General features: G+C 43.9%; 16 protein-coding genes. 11 read left to right on the top strand and 5 right to left on the bottom strand.

What is annotated here, in order from left to right; all coding sequences use genetic code 11:
- The first annotated feature begins 31 nt into the window (after nucleotides 1–31).
- The 6 genes from ACVBDY_RS21935 (at nucleotide 32) to ACVBDY_RS21910 (ending at nucleotide 7717) form a co-directional block, all read left to right on the top strand.
- The gene (locus tag ACVBDY_RS21935; RefSeq protein WP_447177615.1) at nucleotides 32–1222 is read left to right on the top strand and encodes a molybdopterin molybdotransferase MoeA; all 1191 of its coding nucleotides are present in this window, start codon (nucleotides 32–34) and stop codon (nucleotides 1220–1222) included.
- Between the two features lie 76 nt (nucleotides 1223–1298).
- Nucleotides 1299–1526 (top strand): MoaD/ThiS family protein, encoded by a 228-nt coding sequence (locus tag ACVBDY_RS21930; RefSeq protein WP_447177614.1) that lies wholly within the window; start codon nucleotides 1299–1301, stop codon nucleotides 1524–1526.
- A 53-nt stretch (nucleotides 1527–1579) separates the two neighbouring features.
- Entirely contained in the window at nucleotides 1580–2020 is a 441-nt protein-coding gene (locus ACVBDY_RS21925) for a molybdenum cofactor biosynthesis protein MoaE (RefSeq protein WP_447177613.1), read from the top strand.
- Between the two features lie 185 nt (nucleotides 2021–2205).
- A complete protein-coding gene (locus ACVBDY_RS21920; RefSeq protein WP_447177612.1) occupies nucleotides 2206–2661 on the top strand; it encodes a (2Fe-2S)-binding protein in 456 nt (151 codons plus the stop codon).
- Nucleotides 2662–2683: 22 nt separating this feature from the next.
- A complete protein-coding gene (locus ACVBDY_RS21915) occupies nucleotides 2684–4978 on the top strand; it encodes a xanthine dehydrogenase family protein molybdopterin-binding subunit (protein ID WP_447177611.1) in 2295 nt (764 codons plus the stop codon).
- 408 nt (nucleotides 4979–5386) lie between these two features.
- Nucleotides 5387–7717: an ATP-dependent helicase gene (locus ACVBDY_RS21910; RefSeq protein WP_447177610.1), complete on the top strand. Its 2331-nt coding sequence runs from the start codon at nucleotides 5387–5389 to the stop codon at nucleotides 7715–7717.
- 124 nt (nucleotides 7718–7841) lie between these two features.
- On the opposite strand, the gene ACVBDY_RS21905 is transcribed toward ACVBDY_RS21910, so the two are convergent.
- Nucleotides 7842–9233: a trypsin-like peptidase domain-containing protein gene (locus ACVBDY_RS21905; protein WP_447177609.1), complete on the bottom strand. Its 1392-nt coding sequence runs from the start codon at nucleotides 9231–9233 to the stop codon at nucleotides 7842–7844.
- Nucleotides 9234–9559: 326 nt separating this feature from the next.
- On the opposite strand from ACVBDY_RS21905, the gene dapF reads away from it, so the two are divergent.
- From dapF to ACVBDY_RS21885, 4 genes are all read left to right on the top strand, one after another.
- Complete coding sequence (gene dapF / locus ACVBDY_RS21900; RefSeq protein ID WP_447177608.1) at nucleotides 9560–10339, top strand: diaminopimelate epimerase; 780 nt, start codon at nucleotides 9560–9562, stop codon at nucleotides 10337–10339.
- Between the two features lie 55 nt (nucleotides 10340–10394).
- Entirely contained in the window at nucleotides 10395–10922 is a 528-nt protein-coding gene (locus ACVBDY_RS21895; protein ID WP_447177607.1) for a GNAT family N-acetyltransferase, read from the top strand.
- Nucleotides 10923–10971: 49 nt separating this feature from the next.
- Nucleotides 10972–12015, top strand: a complete 1044-nt coding sequence (mltG, locus tag ACVBDY_RS21890) for an endolytic transglycosylase MltG (RefSeq protein WP_447177606.1) — start codon at nucleotides 10972–10974, stop codon at nucleotides 12013–12015.
- 217 nt (nucleotides 12016–12232) lie between these two features.
- Entirely contained in the window at nucleotides 12233–12859 is a 627-nt protein-coding gene (locus ACVBDY_RS21885; protein WP_447177605.1) for a peptidoglycan-binding protein LysM, read from the top strand.
- A gap of 131 nt (nucleotides 12860–12990) precedes the next feature.
- Here the strand turns inward: ACVBDY_RS21885 and ACVBDY_RS21880 are convergent, their stop codons facing one another.
- From ACVBDY_RS21880 to dnaA, 3 genes are all read right to left on the bottom strand, one after another.
- Nucleotides 12991–13716, bottom strand: a complete 726-nt coding sequence (locus tag ACVBDY_RS21880; protein WP_447177604.1) for an SAM-dependent methyltransferase — start codon at nucleotides 13714–13716, stop codon at nucleotides 12991–12993.
- A 29-nt stretch (nucleotides 13717–13745) separates the two neighbouring features.
- Nucleotides 13746–14204 (bottom strand): low molecular weight protein-tyrosine-phosphatase, encoded by a 459-nt coding sequence (locus tag ACVBDY_RS21875; RefSeq protein WP_447177603.1) that lies wholly within the window; start codon nucleotides 14202–14204, stop codon nucleotides 13746–13748.
- Nucleotides 14205–14301: 97 nt separating this feature from the next.
- Entirely contained in the window at nucleotides 14302–15729 is a 1428-nt protein-coding gene (dnaA, locus tag ACVBDY_RS21870; protein WP_447177602.1) for a chromosomal replication initiator protein DnaA, read from the bottom strand.
- Nucleotides 15730–15933: 204 nt separating this feature from the next.
- Between dnaA and ACVBDY_RS21865 the strand changes: the two genes are divergently transcribed.
- A complete protein-coding gene (locus tag ACVBDY_RS21865; RefSeq protein WP_447177601.1) occupies nucleotides 15934–16347 on the top strand; it encodes an acyl-CoA thioesterase in 414 nt (137 codons plus the stop codon).
- On the opposite strand, the gene ACVBDY_RS21860 is transcribed toward ACVBDY_RS21865, so the two are convergent.
- Nucleotides 16344–17558, bottom strand: a complete 1215-nt coding sequence (locus ACVBDY_RS21860) for an RsmB/NOP family class I SAM-dependent RNA methyltransferase (protein WP_447177600.1) — start codon at nucleotides 17556–17558, stop codon at nucleotides 16344–16346. The genes ACVBDY_RS21865 and ACVBDY_RS21860 overlap by 4 nt on opposite strands.
- Nucleotides 17559–17567 lie beyond the last annotated feature (9 nt).

The raw sequence follows: 17567 nt of genomic DNA, 5'->3' as shown, positions 1-17567 counted from the left end.
TAAAAAATCAAACGGATATAGAACGAACAGAATGATCTCGGTAACCGAAGCCAGAAAAATTATAAAAAAACATGTATCTCACCTGGCACCCGTAATGATGGATACGGACAAAGCTATAGGGCATATTCTTGCCGAAGATGTACATGCAGCCTGCGATATCCCCCCTTTTAACCAATCGGCTATGGATGGGTATGCCATTGTTTATGCCGACTGGAAAAGCAGGGAAGCATTACGGGTAGATGGAGAAATCCCTGCTGGTCAGGCTGAAACATATCGGATGTTTTCCGGAAAGGCAGTCCGTATATTTACAGGTGCTCCGGTGCCGGAAGGAGCGGACACCGTGATTATGCAGGAAAAAACAGAGCGGGAAGGAGACAGGCTTTTTATAAAAGACCCGGATCTGGAAAAAGGGAGCAATATAAGGCAAAAAGGGACTGAAATACGGAAAGATGACCTGGCATTAGCAAAAAGTACTCTCCTTACCCCGGCCGGAATAGGGTTTTTATCCGGAGTGGGCATTACCGAAGTAAAAGTGTATCCCAGGCCTTCCGTAGCCGTTATTGTTACCGGAAACGAATTGCAGGCTCCCGGAAAACCCCTTCAACAAGGGCAGATTTACGAATCCAATTCGTTTATGCTGAAAGGCGCACTTCGGGAAATGGGGATGAAAAAGATATCCGTTGGCAACGCCAGGGATGACCTGGATGAACTGACCACAACACTGGGGGAATATATCGACAGCCATAATGTGGTATTACTTACCGGGGGAGTCAGTGTGGGAGATTATGATTTTGTTGTGGAGGCAGCTTCAGCGTGTGGTATTACGCAAAGATTCCACAAACTCAGGCAACGACCGGGAAAACCTCTTTATTTCGGGACCAAAGGACAAAAAATTGTTTTCGGATTACCGGGTAATCCCTCATCCGTACTTACCTGTTTTTATGAATATGTATGGACGGCTTTGCAAAAACTTTCCGGGAAGGATAAACAACTGGCAGCACTAAATGCTCCCTTGAGTAATAAGATTTCCAAAAAGCATGCATTGACACAGTTTTTAAAAGGAGTCTATGTCAATGGAGAAGTAACTCCGCTTTCCGGTCAGGAATCATTCAGAATGGGGTCTTTTGCCCGTGCCAATTGTCTGATACGGTTGGGAGAAAGTGCGAAGGAATATGAAAAGGGAGAAACGGTAGAAGTGCATTTATTGCCTGTATACGGCTAATATCAGTAAAATTTTAATACCGGCATGTCCGGGAAACGTAAAATAAAAATAATAGCTTAATCCTAAAAAACACAGAATGAAGATCTTGGTTTTCGGACAGTTGACAGACATTTTCGGGGACTCTTTCGTGCAAATGAAGGATATTCCGGATACGGATACCATGGTCCGGAAACTGGAAGAAAAATACCCGGTATTAAAACGTATGAAATATCTCATAGCCATAGATAAAGAAATTGTCCGGGAGAATACCCTGTTGGCAGATGGAAGTGAAGTGTGTCTTCTTCCCCCGTTCTCCGGAGGATGAAAAACACCAAATGTCCGAGTACCTTACCTTATAATAAACGCGATAACACCCAAATGAAACGTACCCCTAAAAATATATTCAGACAAGGAGCCATTCCCGCGTCCTTTATAGGAGAAAGCATAGCAAAACACAGTAGTAAGACCGAAATCGGAGCTCATAGCATTTTCCTGGGACAAGTCCGGGCTGATGAAGCAGAAGGAAAAAAGGTGACTGCTATCGAATACACCGCTTATGAAGAAATGGCCCTCGAAAAAATGCACGAAATAAGAGAGTCGGCCTTCGAAAAATATCCCATTACCTGTATGCATGTCTACCACAGCCTGGGGCCGGTAAAGACCGGAGAAATATGTCTCTTTGTATTTACGTCTTCCCCACACCGGAAAGCAGCCACCGAAGCCTGTAATGAAATTGTCGAACGAATTAAAGCGGAACTTCCCGTATGGGGAAAAGAACTGTTTGAAGACGAAGGTTATCAGTGGAAAGTCAATAATTGAGATTTCTCTATAAAGAAGAAAACCCGAACAATTCCCGTATTCTTCCTTTTCCTTATTTATTTTGAACAAGTATAAATAGCTGTGTCCCTGCTTAAAATTTGCAATACAGTTTACTGTAACTGACATTTTATAATTAATTTTAAACTGTTCAGGTTTATCAGTTTCAACTTCAAACTTTAAAAGTTATGGCACAATATACCATTCGGATTAACGGTGTGGAACACCAGATAGATGCAATGCCCGATATGCCTTTATTGTGGGTATTACGGGATATACTGGATATGAAAGGCACAAAATTCGGGTGCGGAAAGGCTTTATGTGGAGCCTGTACGGTGCATTTCGACGGCGTTGCTACAAGATCGTGCAGTCTTCCCGTTTCTGCGGTGCAGTCCGCCGAGATTACCACTATAGAAGGATTGTCGGAAAACGGAGATCATCCCTTACAAGAAGCCTGGGCGGAGCATGTCGTTCCCCAGTGCGGGTATTGCCAGACCGGGCAGATCATGTCGGCTGCAGCCCTCCTCCGGGAAAATCCGTCGCCGTCCGATGAAGAAATAGACAGTGCCATGCAGGGTAATCTCTGCCGTTGTGGTACGTACAACAGGATAAAAGCGGCCATACATACCGCTTCGGAAAAATAATCCCCTTTAAAATACCAGCTTTATGAAACCATCTGTACCTGTATCCCCGGAAAAAGATAAAGAAACCACAATTATATATAAGCCGGGAAGGAGGGATTTTCTCAAACTCAGCTCGCTCGCTGCCACAGGGTTGATACTCGGCGTTAATTTCAGTTGTTCCGATCGTAAAAAGGGAGGAGAAATAACGGAACTTAAAGCCAATGTTTATCTGACGATCACTTCTGACGGAAAAGTAATTATAACGGCGCACCGTTCCGAAATGGGACAAGGGATTCGTACCTCCCTGCCGCTTATCGTAGCCGATGAGTTGGGAGCGGACTGGGAAAAAGCCGAGATCGTTCAGGCCGTAGGAGACGAAGAGAAGTACGGTAACCAGAATACCGACGGATCATTTTCCGTACGGATGTTCTATAAACCCATGCGCGAAGCCGGGGCAATAGCAAAATTACTGCTCATCCGTGCTGCTGCCGGGAAGTGGGAAGTAGACGAAAGCGAATGCGATACCGAGAACGGTAAAGTGATCCACAGATCTTCAGGAAAATCCGTAGAGTTCGGAGAATTGGTTGATCTCGCAGCTACATTACCTATGCCCAAGCCGGAAGAAATCACATTAAAAGATCCTTCGGAATTTAAGATGATAGGAAAAGATACCCCGATCATAGATCTTCAGGATATCGTTACCGGTAAAGCGGTCTATGGTACGGATACCAAAGTACCGGAAATGAAAATAGCGGTTATTCAGCGCTGTCCGGTTGTCGGAGGTAAGGTGAAATCCGTCAATGATAAGGCGGCTTTGGCTATCGAAGGTGTCCTGCAGGTACATACTATCGAAGGAGCCGGAATACCCCCGCAGTTGAATAAACCCCTGAGTGGCGTGGCAGTGATTGCCGAAAATACATGGGCAGCAATCAAGGGAAAAAAAGCCCTGGAGATCGAATGGGATCTCGGACCGAATGCCGGTTACGATTCGGATAAACAACAGCAGGAACTGCTGGAAAAAACTAAGGAAAAAGGCACCGTAAGAAGGGAAAGGGGAGATTTTGACAAGACCCTCAAAAACGCTTCTAAGGTTATAGAAAAAACATACCTGGCGCCGTTTTATGCCCACGGAACCATAGAACCCCCTGCTGCTTTGGCCAGGATGAAAGATGGCAAATGTGAAATATGGGCGCCTTCACAACACCCGCAATGGGCAAGGGAATCCGTTGCGGATGCTTTGGGACTGGACGTAAAAGACGTAACAGTTAATGTAACTCTTATAGGAGGAGGTTTCGGCCGTAAATCCAAACCGGATTTTATTGTGGAAGCAGCTTTGCTCTCTCAAAAGTCCGGGTTCCCGGTAAAAGTTCAGTGGACAAGGGAAGATGATGTTCAGCATGATTTTTATCACGCCCAGAGCGCACAGCGGATACGGGCGGTTATAGATAAGGACAATAAAGTAAGCGGTTGGAACCATCACTCCACCTTTCCATCCATAAGTTCTACTTCCGATGCCGGTGCCGTACAGCCCTCGGACGGAGAAATGGGGCTCGGATGCGTGGATTTTCCCTATGAAGTACCTTCCATACGTGTAGAGACCCACGATGCCAAAGCGCATGTGCGTATAGGATGGCTGCGTTCGGTAAGTAACATCCACCATGTGTTTGCCTCGGGAAGTATGCTCGATGAAATTGCCGAGGCCCGGAAAATGGACCCCGTAGCTAATGCCCTGGATATGTTGGGAGAGGACCGCAGTATTACATTTAACGAAGAAATGCCACAGGGAGAATATGGTAATTACGGAGAAAATATAGAGGATTATCCCTGGGAAACCGGGAGATTGCGAAGGGTGATCGAACGCGTAGCCGAAAAATCCGGCTGGGGCGGGGAAATGCCGGAAGGCCGTGCCCTGGGGTTTGCCGTACACCGCAGTTTTCTTACCTATGTAGCCTGCGTGGTAGAAGTCGCTATAGATGATCGCAATAATATAACCATACCCAATGTACACTATGCACTGGATTGCGGTCAGGCTGTAAATACCGACCGGATCCGTTCCCAGTTCGAAGGGGGTTCTCAGTTTGCCGCCAGCCTGGCGCTAAACAGTGCCATTACCGTTAAGGACGGACAGGTAGTCCAGGATAATTTCGATAGCTACCAGATCGTTCGTATGCCACAATCCCCACAAAAAATCCATGTGGATATCATAGAAAGCGATGCCAAACCTACCGGGGTAGGAGAACCTCCCGTGCCTCCTTTTATCCCTGCCTTATGCAATGCAATCTATAAAATTACAGGCAAACGGATACATAAACTACCGGTGGATCTGGAAGTGGTTTAGATATTGCAATGAGTTGATTAAGTTATTAAATTTTACAGTGTTGTCTGAATAAAGAAGTAACTCAACAATATTAACCCGGATCATATCTTTTCAGAAGCTAGAGCAATCCCCATGACCAAAAGCACTTAAGCGCATGGTTTTAACTCTTTATGAAACGAATAAAGTTCGGTTCCATTCCCCGTTTTTCCTATGAAACAGGAAATCTGGCTTCTCTTATTTATTGTTATTCCGTAAAAGAACACAAAATAGTTTCATAATAAGGGGATAATAATTAATTTCACGCTTTGATTTTCAACATGGTCATTCCATCCGTTCCGGGTGGTAACGGTCTTATTATTTCTACGGTAACAGCCGGAAGGGAAGAGAAACTGCGACCGGACATATGCATTCGAAAAAGATCGAACAATAGTGGAAAAGTACTTACAGGAACTAAATGAAGCACAGCGGGCGCCCGTACTTCACGTGGAAGGCCCTTTGATGGTTATTGCCGGAGCTGGATCGGGTAAAACAAGGGTGCTTACATACCGGATAGCATACCTGATGAGTAAGGGTGTGGATGCGTTTAATATATTGTCCCTCACCTTTACCAATAAGGCTGCGCGCGAGATGAAGAAACGGATTGCCGATATTGTGGGGAATAGCGAGGCTAAAAATCTATGGATGGGAACCTTCCATTCCATATTTGCAAAAATACTTCGTTTTGAAGCGGACAAATTAGGATATCCCAGCAATTTTACCATTTACGATACACAGGATTCCCAACGTCTCATCAATGCCATTATCAAGGAAATGGGACTGGATAAGGATGTGTATAAATACAAACAGGTACAAAGCCGTATATCATCTTATAAGAACAGCCTGATAACCGTAAAAGCTTATTTTAATAACCCGGACCTGGTTGAGGCCGATGCTATGGCCAAAAGGCCGAGGATGGGAGATATTTACGCAGCTTATGTAGAGCGTTGCTTTAAGGCAGGTGCAATGGATTTTGACGACCTGTTACTGAAAACCAATGAACTGCTTACCCGTTTTCCGGAAGTACTGGCCAAATACCAGGAACGGTTCCGCTATATCCTGGTGGATGAGTACCAGGATACCAACCATTCCCAGTACCTTATCGTAAGGGCTTTAAGTGACAAATTCCAGAATATTTGTGTAGTAGGGGACGATGCACAGAGTATATATGCGTTTCGCGGGGCGAACATCAACAATATTATGAACTTCCAGCGCGATTATGACGATGTAAAGGTCTACAGGCTGGAACAAAACTATCGCTCTACAAAAAATATAGTGGAAGCTGCCAACTCCGTGATCGAAAAGAACAAAACGAGGCTGGATAAGGTAGTATGGACCGCCAATGAAGAAGGAGGGAAGATCAAAGTAAACAGGAGCATTACGGATGCCGAAGAAGGCAGGTTTGTAGCAGGATCGATTTTTGAGATCAAAATGCAGCATCAACTCGCGAATAACCAGTTTGCGGTTTTATACCGGACAAACTCCCAGTCAAGGGCCATAGAAGATGCTTTGCGCAAACGCGATATTCCGTACCGTATTTACGGTGGCCTGTCTTTTTATCAGCGGAAGGAAATTAAAGACGTACTCTCATACCTTCGCCTGGTGATAAACCCTAAGGATGAAGAAGCATTGAACAGGGTGATCAATTTCCCGGCAAGGGGAATAGGGCAGACCACGCTGGAAAAACTCACCGTAGCTGCCAATCACTACAAACGATCTGTCTTTGAAGTGATGGAACACCTCGACAAGATAGACCTGAAGATCAATGCCGGGACCCGCAGGAAACTGGAAGATTTTGTGACCATGATAAAAAGTTTCCAGGTTACCGCCCAGAGTGCGGATGCCTTTGTGCTTTCCGAACACGTGGCCAAGAAAACCGGGATATTGCTCGAATTTAAAAAGGACGGTACTCCCGAAGGGATAGCCCGCATGGAGAATGTGGAGGAATTGCTGAACGGTATCCGGGATTTCGTGGAGGGACAACAGGAAATAGACGGTGCTACAGGGTCTATTTCTGAATTCCTGGAGGATGTGGCCCTGGCTACGGACCTGGACAATGATACGTCGGACGATGACCGGGTGGCCCTGATGACGATACACCTGGCAAAGGGACTGGAGTTCCCTTATGTGTATATCGTAGGCATGGAAGAAGACCTTTTCCCGTCAGCTATGAGTATGAATACCCGGAGCGAACTCGAAGAAGAAAGACGCCTGTTTTACGTAGCACTTACCAGGGCAGAAAAACAGGCCTACCTGACGTATACCCAGAGCCGTTATCGCTGGGGGAAACTCATCGATGCCGAACCGAGCAGGTTTATAGAAGAGATCGAGGAGAAATTCCTGGAATACCTTACTCCGCCGATGGATTCTTCTTACCGGTATAAGCCGATGATCGATGCGGATATTTTCGGGGATGTAGACAAGAGCAAGCTAAGACTTAACAAACCGGTAGGCAGCACGCCTCCGGATAAAAGAGGGCCTTCGGAAAATCAACTTCGAAAGCTGCGAAAAATTAAGCCTGATCTGGGTAGCCCCGTGGGGAATGGAAACGCGGCCTCTTCCGATCTTTCCGTAGGAAGCAGGGTAGCCCATTCCCGTTTCGGCAATGGCCAGGTCATTAAACTCGAAGGAGCCGGAAACGACCGGAAAGCGGAAATAAAATTCGATAACGGGGAGTTGAAAAAATTACTTCTGCGCTTTGCTAAACTGGATGTAATAGAATGATTTTGAGTTAAATAATTAAAATCTAAGAGCTGTATTTTATATAGGAAATAAAAAATCCCGGGTTTCAATTGTGCAGAAACCCGGGATTTTTACTTTATTCCGTTTCTTCTAAATGTGTCATTGATTAAAACAGGTAACGTTCCGCTTCCCCTTTTTCGTTAAGGATGATCATAACGTTTCTTTCATTCGGATTGATCTCGGATGCGATCCGTTTGGCATCTTCAACATTGTGTATTTCCTTGCTGTTTATCCCTACGAGTATTCGCCCTTCCAGGTTAGCATTGTTCAGGTAAGGAGCAGTACGGGTGATCTTCACCCCACCTTTTATCCTGAATTTTTTCTTGTCCTTATCGGAAATGTTTTTTATCTGCATTCCCAGTTCGTTCAACGTGTATGTGTTAACCTTGCTCAAGGTCACCGGAATGGTTTTAATATCACCTTCCCTGTCTATGGCAACCTTAATAATATCACCGGGACGCTTGGCATTGAGATACCCGGTCAGGTCGGCAAATTTGGTCACCTTTATGTTGTCCACGCTTTTTATAACATCTCCCTTCCGGATTCCTGCTTTTTCCGCTCCGGATTCTTCTTCCACGCCGGCTATATACAGCCCTTCGATATCGTTAAGTCCGTTTTCCAGGGCATAAGGGGTGTTTTTCGGGAGTATGGAAACTCCTAAAAGCCCTTTTTGTACATTACCGTATTCCAGCAGGTCTTCCACCACTTTTTTGGCTATATTACTGGGTACGGCAAAGGCGTAACCAATGTAGGTGCCGGTTCGTGATGTAATAGCGGTATTGATACCTATGAGGTCACCATTGGTATTTACCAGGGCACCTCCGCTGTTTCCGGGGTTTACGGCAGCATCAGTCTGAATAAAGGACTGGCTGTTGCTACCACTGAGATCCCTGGATTTGGCACTGATAATACCTGCGGTTACGGTAGAAGTAAGGTTAAAGGGGTTTCCTACGGCAAGTACCCATTCCCCGACCCTGGCATTATCCGAATTCCCGAAAGCCAGGTAAGGCAGTTCATCTTCCGTATTTACCTTAATAAGCGCTATATCCGTAGAAGGGTCAGAGCCTATAAGTTCGGCAGTATATGTTTTATTATTGTTGAGTGTCACAGATAATTCACTGGTGCCGTCAATAACGTGATTGTTGGTCACGATATAGCCATCGGGTGAGATGATAACCCCGGACCCGGTACCCACCTGTGTGCGTTCCCTGTCATTTCCGAAGAAAAGATCCTGGAGACTGGCGGGGCCTTTACTGGTTATTTTATTGGTGACGTGTACTACGGCATGAATTGTTTTTTCTGCGGCTCCCGTAAAGTCTGTGGTTTCCGCGGCTGCCGCAGCCAGTGAAGACGGGTGATAACTTGCTGTTACAAAATTGGGGGTATTGTCTTTATGCTCGACAATTACCGGGTCTTTTTCGAAAAAAGTCTTGTACATTCCCAGAGTAAGAAGTCCTCCCAGGACAGATACCATAAGTAAACCGATAAACTTTTTCATAGGTTTTAATTTTTATGATTTATCAAATGTTGTTAAATAATTTTTGTTTTTGCCACCCGGTATAAGAGAAGGGCTTTCGGGATTTCCCGGCCCTTGCCGGTTGTTTTGTCACGACACAAGGCTCTTTGCCGGAGTAATCAAGTATTTTTCGTTCTTTTACCACTACAAGGCAGATGCCCCGGAACGGAAATTTAACATTCAAATTTAAGCGTTTATTATTTTAACATTTCAACTTTAACGGCAGTTTAACAGGCACATAATAACTGTTAAATTGTATATTTGCCATAATTGAAAAACCGTCGGACGATCGACTTAAACCAAAACGAATGCACTTTATATTTCATAAATATCAGGGAACGGGAAACGATTTTGTAATGATCGATAATCGTCAACAACAATTTCCCAAAAATGATACCAAACTGGTTGCCAGGCTTTGTGACCGAAAATTTGGCATAGGTGCTGACGGTTTGATTCTACTTGAAAATGACAAGAATGCCGATTTCCGGATGGTCTACTACAATGCGGACGGAGGAGAAAGTACGATGTGTGGAAACGGGGGTAGATGTATTGTGGCTTTTGCCGGTTTTCTCGGAATTGCCAGTGAGAACACGGACTTTGTTGCGGTTGACGGAATGCATCGTGCTGTCATAAAAGGGGATAGGGTATGCCTGCAGATGTCTGATGTGGATACTATTGAAGTTTTTGATAATTACGTTTTCCTCAACACCGGTTCCCCGCATCATGTACAGGAGGTAAAAGATATCGATAATTTTGATGTTAAGACCAACGGGGAGAAGTTGCGTTACGGTAAATACGGAAAAGGAGGAAGTAATATTAATTTTGTAAGTCCGTCAGGAGATAATGTGTTTAAGGTAAGGACGTATGAAAGGGGAGTAGAGGACGAAACCTTATCCTGCGGAACAGGTGTGACCGCAGTGGCCATTGCCATGCACCGTACGGGTAAAGCGAGTGGAACTACCATAAGGCTGGATACTCCCGGGGGGATTCTGACCGTCTCTTTCGAAGAACGGGACGGAAAGTATAAGAACGTGCACCTTGAAGGCCCTGCAACGAGAGTGTTTCAGGGAGAAGTAGATGTACTATAGAAGAGATATCAAAAATTCTTTGGGAACAGTGTTATGAACAAATCGGAAATAAATTATGATGACACTTACCGGTAAAAATATTTTTTTGAGGGCGCTTGAACCGGAAGACCTGGACTTCCTGTACCTGCTGGAGAACGATGAAACCATATGGGAAGTAAGCGAAACACAGGTGCCATATTCCCGCTATATCCTTAAGGAATATCTTAAGAATAGCCATAAGGATATATATGAAGTAAAACAGTTACGTCTTGCCATAGCAGATTTTGATCATAAACTTCTGGGATTTATAGACCTTTTTGATTTCTGTCCGAAGAACAAGCGGGCAGGAGTGGGGATTGTGGTACTGGAAACTGCACGAAGGAATAAAGGTATCGGTACCGAGGCGCTGCAACTACTCGCAGATTACGCTTTTACGCATTTGGGGATCCATCAGTTATATGCCAATATAGCAGAAGATAATACGGCCAGTATTAAATTGTTCTCCAATCTCGGTTTTAAAGAGGTGGGAATCAAAAAAGACTGGAATTTTACCGGAGGTGTGTTTAAGGACGAAATTTTATATCAGAGAATCAATAATTCATAAATAAGACCGGAGCATTGGGCTCCGGTACGATCCAAACGAAATAATACCCATGTATATACGAAAAATAATCGTAGCTGTTTTACTCCTGGGAGTTGTTCTGGGCCTGGTATTTGTATATCGCATTTATACGGCCATTTTTGCCCCGAATACCGGTTTTAATAATGATGAGGCCTATGTTTATGTCTCTACCGGTGCGAATTTTCCGGAAGTCAGGGAACAGCTGGAACCATTGTTAAAAAACATCCGGACTTTTGAAAAAGTGGCGGAAAGAAAAGGATATGTAACCAATCCTGTGGCGGGAAAATATGTCATAAAAAAAGGGATGAGCAATAACGATATTGTAAATACCCTTCGCAGTAGGAATACACCGGTTAATATATCTTTTAATAACCAGGAAACCCTGGAAAAACTTGCGGGGAGGATAGCTGCACAGCTGGAAGCTGATAGTGTGGAATTGGTAGAAACATTCAGGGACAAGATTTTTCTGGACAGTATTCAGTTTACGGAAGACCAGGCCTTAGGACTTTATATACCCAATAGTTACGAATTTTTCTGGAACACCTCGGCAGAAGAGTTCAGACAAAGGATGCTGAAAGAATATCACAGGTTCTGGAACGAAGAACGCCTTGCTCGTGCGAGGGCACAAAATCTCTCTAAGGAAGATGTGATAACTCTGGCCTCTATCGTACAGAAAGAAACGGCTAAAGCAGATGAGAGACCAAGAGTGGCCGGCGTATATCTGAACAGACTTCACAAAAATATACTGCTGCAGGCCGATCCTACGGTTATATATGCGCTAAAAAAACATACGGGAGATTATGATACCGTGATAAAAAGGGTATTGTATAAAGACCTGGAAATAGACTCGCCGTATAATACTTATAAATATGCCGGATTACCCCCAGGCCCCATAGCCATGCCCGATATCTCTTCAATAGATGCAGTTCTCAACCCGGAAAAACACGATTACTATTATTTTGTAGCGAATATAAACCAGCCCGGGTATCATAAATTTTCCAAAACACTGACACAACATAATGCCAATAAAAGGGAATATGTGAACTGGCTGAACAAACAAAGGGTGCATAGATAAAAAAGTTCCGGGGTAAGGGATTTTGTTGTATATTTAATAGAATAAGCTGCTGAAAAAGGGAAAATAAATTTTTAGAACAATTTAACACTTTGATTTACAGGTTAATAAAAAAGTTGTATATTTGCACTCGCTAATTTCGAGCGGAGGTTTTGATCACCTTCACAGTGATGATCCGGGATTTAACCCGGCCTCGTAAGGCTCGAAGAAATAAAATTCGATGGGAAAGAATATACTGAAATATATAGTTTTAATTATTCTTTTAACCTTTATTAGTTTAGGTTTTACGTCAACAAAGAAAGTGGAGATCAATAGCAGGTACAGAGTAAACGGACCGTTATTATCTACAGTTCCTACAGTAGACGAACCGTTAAGTGTTATCAATCCTCCCTTTCTGGGAAAATCTTTTGTAGGCTTTAAAGAAGCTTTGGGCTTCAAAGAATCCAGAGGAAATTATTTCGTTACCAATCATCTCGGATATATGGGAAAGTACCAGTTTGGGACTTCTACCCTTAAACTTATCGGAATACATAATTCTTCCGATTTTCTGAATGATCCCGAATTGCAGGAGCGTGCTTTTATAGCCAATACGGCAAGAAATAAATGGGTGCTTCGAAGGGATATACAAAGATGTGTAGGAAGAAATATAGGCGGTCTTTATATTACCGAGTCAGGAATTCTGGCTGCTGCGCACCTGGCGGGACCGGGTAATGTAAAAGCTTATTTGCGTTCCGGCGGTGCCAAGGGGTTTAAAGATGCTAACGGGGCTTCTATCCGGTACTACATGAAGAAATTCTCCGGTTACGATACCTCGTATATCCGTCCTAACAAGAAAGCTAGAATTTAATTGTGGTTAAACATACGTTTTCAGAACCCCGACCGTAAAGAGGCCGGGGTTTTGGTTTTTAACCTCGAACCAAACCTGTTTTAGGTTGTCAAGGCGCAAACTCTTTTCGCGATCTGTGCTAAAGAATTTTTTTAGCGTGCATGAATAATAAAGATACATGGCCTTTTATGCAGGCTTTCCGTATTTTTTTTCCATGCCGTAGCTGTCCTGGTCCGGATAAATTCCGTGGAAAGTGTAATGTCACAAGCCACACATAGTTGCGTGTCGTGTTTCAGAGTGGAAGAGAGATCGGCCAGCAATTGCTCGTTGCGATAAGGGGTCTCGATAAAAATCTGGGATTGTTGTAACTCTGACGAACGTTTTTCCAGCTGTTTGATCTCCTGTTTTCTTTTCGCTTTATCTATGGGGAGATAGCCGTTAAATGCAAAACTCTGCCCGTTCATACCACTGGCCATTAGGGCGAGGAATACGGATGAAGGGCCTACCATCGGCACGACGGCTATTCCTTTTTCATGCGCTATGGCAACTAGATCAGCGCCGGGGTCCGCAATGCCGGGGCATCCTGCTTCGGATATTACGCCTACATTTATACCTTCGGAGCAAGGCGATAAAAAGGCTGGGATATCTCCCGGTTGCGTATGTTTATTCAGTAATTGTATGTGTAGTTGACTTTGCTGTTTTTCCGGGCAGATATTTTTTATGAATCGCCGTGCCGTTTTTTCGTTTTCTACAATGTAATAGTCAATTTCTTCAATAATCTTTTTAACGGACGAAGGAAGTACATGTAAGGGATCCTGATCTCCCAGTGTGGTCGGTATCAGGAATACTTTGCCGGATGTGTTGTTCTCTTGTTTCAAATTACAATATATGGGAAGGGTATATGCATTTACTTCTTCAGATTATTTACCAGGATGTCACAGGCGCGGTCCAGCATATTAAAAACATCGAGGAAGCCTTGTGCTCCGCCGTAATAAGGGTCCGGAACATCCATGTTTTCACCCGGATATAACAGGTTGAGGATCAGATCTACTTTCTGATCATCTTCGGCATTTCTGGCCAGGGACATAACATTATGGTAATTGGAATTATCCATAACGTAAATGCGATCAAAGTTATCAAAATCGGAAACCTGGAATTTTCTGCATCTCTGGTTGCTTATATTGATGTTGTTTTTCCTGGCAATTTCTATAGATCTGGGATCAGGAGCTTCCCCGGTATGAAACCCGGCTGTACCGGCAGAGTCGACCATTACGGTGTCCTCTGAAACTTTGGAACGCAGAATACCTTCCGCAAGAGGAGATCTGCATATGTTGCCCAGGCACACCATGAGTATTTTGGTTTTCATTCCTTGAAATAAATAATTGTGAAATCTAACTTATGATGACAAGATAGAAATTAATAAACAATAAAAAAGGGTGGGGTAGTTTTAAGTGAAATTTTCTCTATTGTGAGAGCTTTTTGGTAAGGTCTTCGAGGTGTTTCCGGAACTGCTTATCGGTCTCTGCAAGATTGTCTACGGTCTTGCAGGCGTGTAATACCGTAGCGTGATCCCGTTTACCTATCTGGGAGCCAATGCTGGCCAGCGATGCCTTGGTGAATTTCTTGGCAAAGAACATGGCAAGTTGTCTGGCCTGTACAATATGTCTCTTCCGGGTCTTGGACTGGAGAGTGGCCACGTCCATCTGAAAATAGTCCGACACTACTTTCTGGATATAATCGATAGAAACTTCACGTTTGGTGTTCTTGACGAACTTTTCCACGATCTGGGTGGCGAGTTCTATGGTTACCTCTCTTTTGTTAAATGAAGACTGTGCTATGAGTGAAATGATAGCGCCTTCCAGTTCCCGTACATTGGACTTGATATTTTTGGCGACATATTCGATGATATCATCGGGCATGTCCACGCCGTCCCTGTAGAGTTTGTTTTTCAGGATGGATATCCTGGTTTCGTAATCCGGTGTTTGCAGTTCGGCGGAAAGACCCCATTTAAAACGGGACAGGAGCCGTTGCTCTATATCCTGCATATCTACCGGAGCTTTATCCGAAGTAAGGATAACCTGCTTTCCGTTCTGGTGCAGGTGGTTGAAGATATGGAAGAATACGTCCTGTGTTCCGGACTTCCCGGAAAAGAACTGTACGTCATCGATGATCAGCACGTCGATGAGCTGGTAGAAGTGAATAAAATCGTTACGTGTATTCTTCTTTACGGATTCTATATACTGTTGTGTGAATTTCTCTGCGGAAATATACAGAACGGTCTTTTCGGGGTATTTATCCTTAATGTCTACACCGATAGCATGGGCAAGGTGGGTTTTCCCGAGACCTACACCACCAAATATAAGGAGCGGATTGAATGAGGTCCCTCCGGGTTTATTGGCCACGGCAAGTCCGGCAGACCTGGCAAGACGATTAGAGTCTCCTTCCAGGAAATTGTCGAAATTATAATTCGGATTTAATTGGGATTCTATTTTAATATTCCGGATCCCAGGGATCACAAAAGGATTTTTAAGTTCGGGGTTCTTGTGTTTTACCGGAACGTCCAGTTCTTGTGGTTGTAAATTGGATCGGTTGCTGCTGGGTATCCTTTCGGTAAAAGGGCGTTGGTTGCCATAGGTGTTTTCCATTTTAATAATATACACCAGTTTGGCGCTTTCTCCCAGTTCCTTAGTAAGAGCCACTTTTAGTAGCTTTACGTAATGCTCCTCCAGCCATTCGTAAAAAAACTTACTCGGGACTTGGATACTCAGGGCGTTATCGGTAAGTTTGACAGCTTTTATTGGGTCAAACCAGGTTTTGTAAGCTTGGGGCTGAATGTTATCTTTTATGAATGATAGACAATTGTCCCATACCGATTGCGCAGTCAAATTCATTACCTCGTATAATTTATTCAGTTAGATTAGTGATTATGAAGAAGATTGAAAATAGTATATCTTCCCGCCTTAGGTTGAACAAATATGTGAACAAAAAATTGAAAAAAAAAATGAAATAGAGGTTGAATTTTTAGTTTTTTTTTCGCATGCTTGTTAACAATAATGTTACGTTTTCTTAACACGTAAAATATACGATAAATTTTTATGAAAACACACGAAATTCCGATAAGAATTCGTTATGGTGAAACAGACCAGATGGGTGTGGTGTACCATGGGAACTATGCACAGTTTATGGAAATGGGAAGAGTGGAATGGCTCAGATACATCGGGGTGTCCTACAGATCCATGGAAGAGAGCGGTATTATGCTCCCCGTTATTTCCCTTCACCTCGAATTTAAAAAACCGGCAAAGTACGACGATGTCATATGGGTATCCACAACCCTTAAAAAAGAACCGGGTGTAAAGATTGAATTCGACTACAAAATCTATAATGAGGCAAGGGAAATTTTAACACTTGGTAACACTGTTCTCGCCTTTGTGGATATGAACTCCGGGAGGCCCGTAAAATGTCCTGATTATCTCCTGGAAAAAATTAGAGATACGGAGAATTCCGTTTAATCTTTTTTAGACAAAAGGGCCATATAAAAACCGTCGAAACCGGAAACAGATGCGAGTATTTTGTGGTCCTTTTCCAGTTGAAACTGTTTGCCGTCTTCACTATTCAGAAAAGTATCTACCTGTTCCCTGTTTTCGGATGGAAGTACGGAGCAGGTGGCGTAAACCAGTTTTCCTCCTGGTTTTACCATTTTGGAATAGCTTTGAAGGATCTCTTGCTGTGTTTTTTTGATATTTTCTACGAATTCCGGTTGTAATTTCCATTTGGTATCCGGATTTCTGCGCAATACACCGAACCCGCTGCATGGAGCGTCTATCAATACCCTGTCTGCTTTATCGTAGAGTTTTTTTATCGTTTTGTTATTTTCGATGATCCTGTATTCTATGTTGAAAGCGCCATTTCTTTTAGCCCGGGTTTTCAATTGCTTCATTTTACTTTCGTACAGGTCCATGGCAATGATCTGCCCTTTATTCTGCATCAGGGAGGCCATGTGGAGTGTTTTTCCTCCAGCACCGGCGCAGGCATCGACTACCCGCATTCCCGGTTGTACATCCAGCAGAGGAGCCACCAGTTGAGAGGAAGCATCCTGAACCTCAAAGAGTCCTTCCCGAAAAGCGTCAGTCATAAAAACATTAGCCCGTTCTTCGAGTACCAATGCATCCGGATAGGCTTTCAGGGTTTTGGTCTGTATGTTATCCTCGCCGAGGATGGCCTGTAGTTTTTTTACATCGGTTTTCAGGGCGTTTACCCTGAGCACCACATCGGCCTGCTTATTTTGTGCAGCTATTTCTTTTTCCCAGGCAACTTCTCCGAGTTCACGTACGCCGGTTTCGTCCATCCAGTCGGGTATCGATTCCCGGAACTTGCGTATTGCGGACAGTTCTTCAAAACGCCCTTTAATACGTCGGGAAGGAGTGTCTTCCAGTTGTTTCCATTCCGGAAGCCTGTGTCCGCGCAATACCACCCAAACTGCAAAAATCCGCCAGAAATTGTCCCGGTTAAAGGGTTCTTTTACCCCGGCAATCTCCGCATAAAGACGTTTCCAGCGAACTATATCGTAAATGGTTTCCGCAACAAATCTCCTGTCGCTGCTTCCCCAGCGCTTGTCCTTTTTCAATGCCTTTGCCACAACCTTATCGGCATATTCCCCTTGGTTGAAAATAAAATCAAGAGAATCAATTACGGTAAAAACCAGGTTTTTGTGCAGTCGCATAGGTGAAAA

The sequence above is a fragment of the Sinomicrobium halophytocola genome (assembly GCF_052983395.1).
Note: the sequence above shows the minus strand (reverse complement) of the source record. Positions and strands in the feature narration are given on the sequence as shown.

Excerpts from the sequence above, each read along its gene's own strand:
- ACVBDY_RS21915 (WP_447177611.1), top strand. The coding sequence starts at position 2,684 with ATGAAACCATCTGTACCTGTATCCCCGGAAAAAGATAAAGAAACCACA.
- ACVBDY_RS21920 (WP_447177612.1), top strand. The coding sequence starts at position 2,206 with ATGGCACAATATACCATTCGGATTAACGGTGTGGAACACCAGATAGAT.
- ACVBDY_RS21895 (WP_447177607.1), top strand. The coding sequence starts at position 10,395 with ATGATGACACTTACCGGTAAAAATATTTTTTTGAGGGCGCTTGAACCG.
- mltG (WP_447177606.1), top strand. The coding sequence starts at position 10,972 with ATGTATATACGAAAAATAATCGTAGCTGTTTTACTCCTGGGAGTTGTT.
- dnaA (WP_447177602.1), bottom strand. The coding sequence starts at position 15,729 with ATGAATTTGACTGCGCAATCGGTATGGGACAATTGTCTATCATTCATA.
- ACVBDY_RS21930 (WP_447177614.1), top strand. The coding sequence starts at position 1,299 with ATGAAGATCTTGGTTTTCGGACAGTTGACAGACATTTTCGGGGACTCT.
- ACVBDY_RS21935 (WP_447177615.1), top strand. The coding sequence starts at position 32 with ATGATCTCGGTAACCGAAGCCAGAAAAATTATAAAAAAACATGTATCT.
- dapF (WP_447177608.1), top strand. The coding sequence starts at position 9,560 with ATGCACTTTATATTTCATAAATATCAGGGAACGGGAAACGATTTTGTA.
- ACVBDY_RS21925 (WP_447177613.1), top strand. The coding sequence starts at position 1,580 with ATGAAACGTACCCCTAAAAATATATTCAGACAAGGAGCCATTCCCGCG.
- ACVBDY_RS21885 (WP_447177605.1), top strand. The coding sequence starts at position 12,233 with ATGGGAAAGAATATACTGAAATATATAGTTTTAATTATTCTTTTAACC.
- ACVBDY_RS21865 (WP_447177601.1), top strand. The coding sequence starts at position 15,934 with ATGAAAACACACGAAATTCCGATAAGAATTCGTTATGGTGAAACAGAC.
- ACVBDY_RS21875 (WP_447177603.1), bottom strand. The coding sequence starts at position 14,204 with ATGAAAACCAAAATACTCATGGTGTGCCTGGGCAACATATGCAGATCT.
- ACVBDY_RS21860 (WP_447177600.1), bottom strand. The coding sequence starts at position 17,558 with ATGCGACTGCACAAAAACCTGGTTTTTACCGTAATTGATTCTCTTGAT.
- ACVBDY_RS21905 (WP_447177609.1), bottom strand. The coding sequence starts at position 9,233 with ATGAAAAAGTTTATCGGTTTACTTATGGTATCTGTCCTGGGAGGACTT.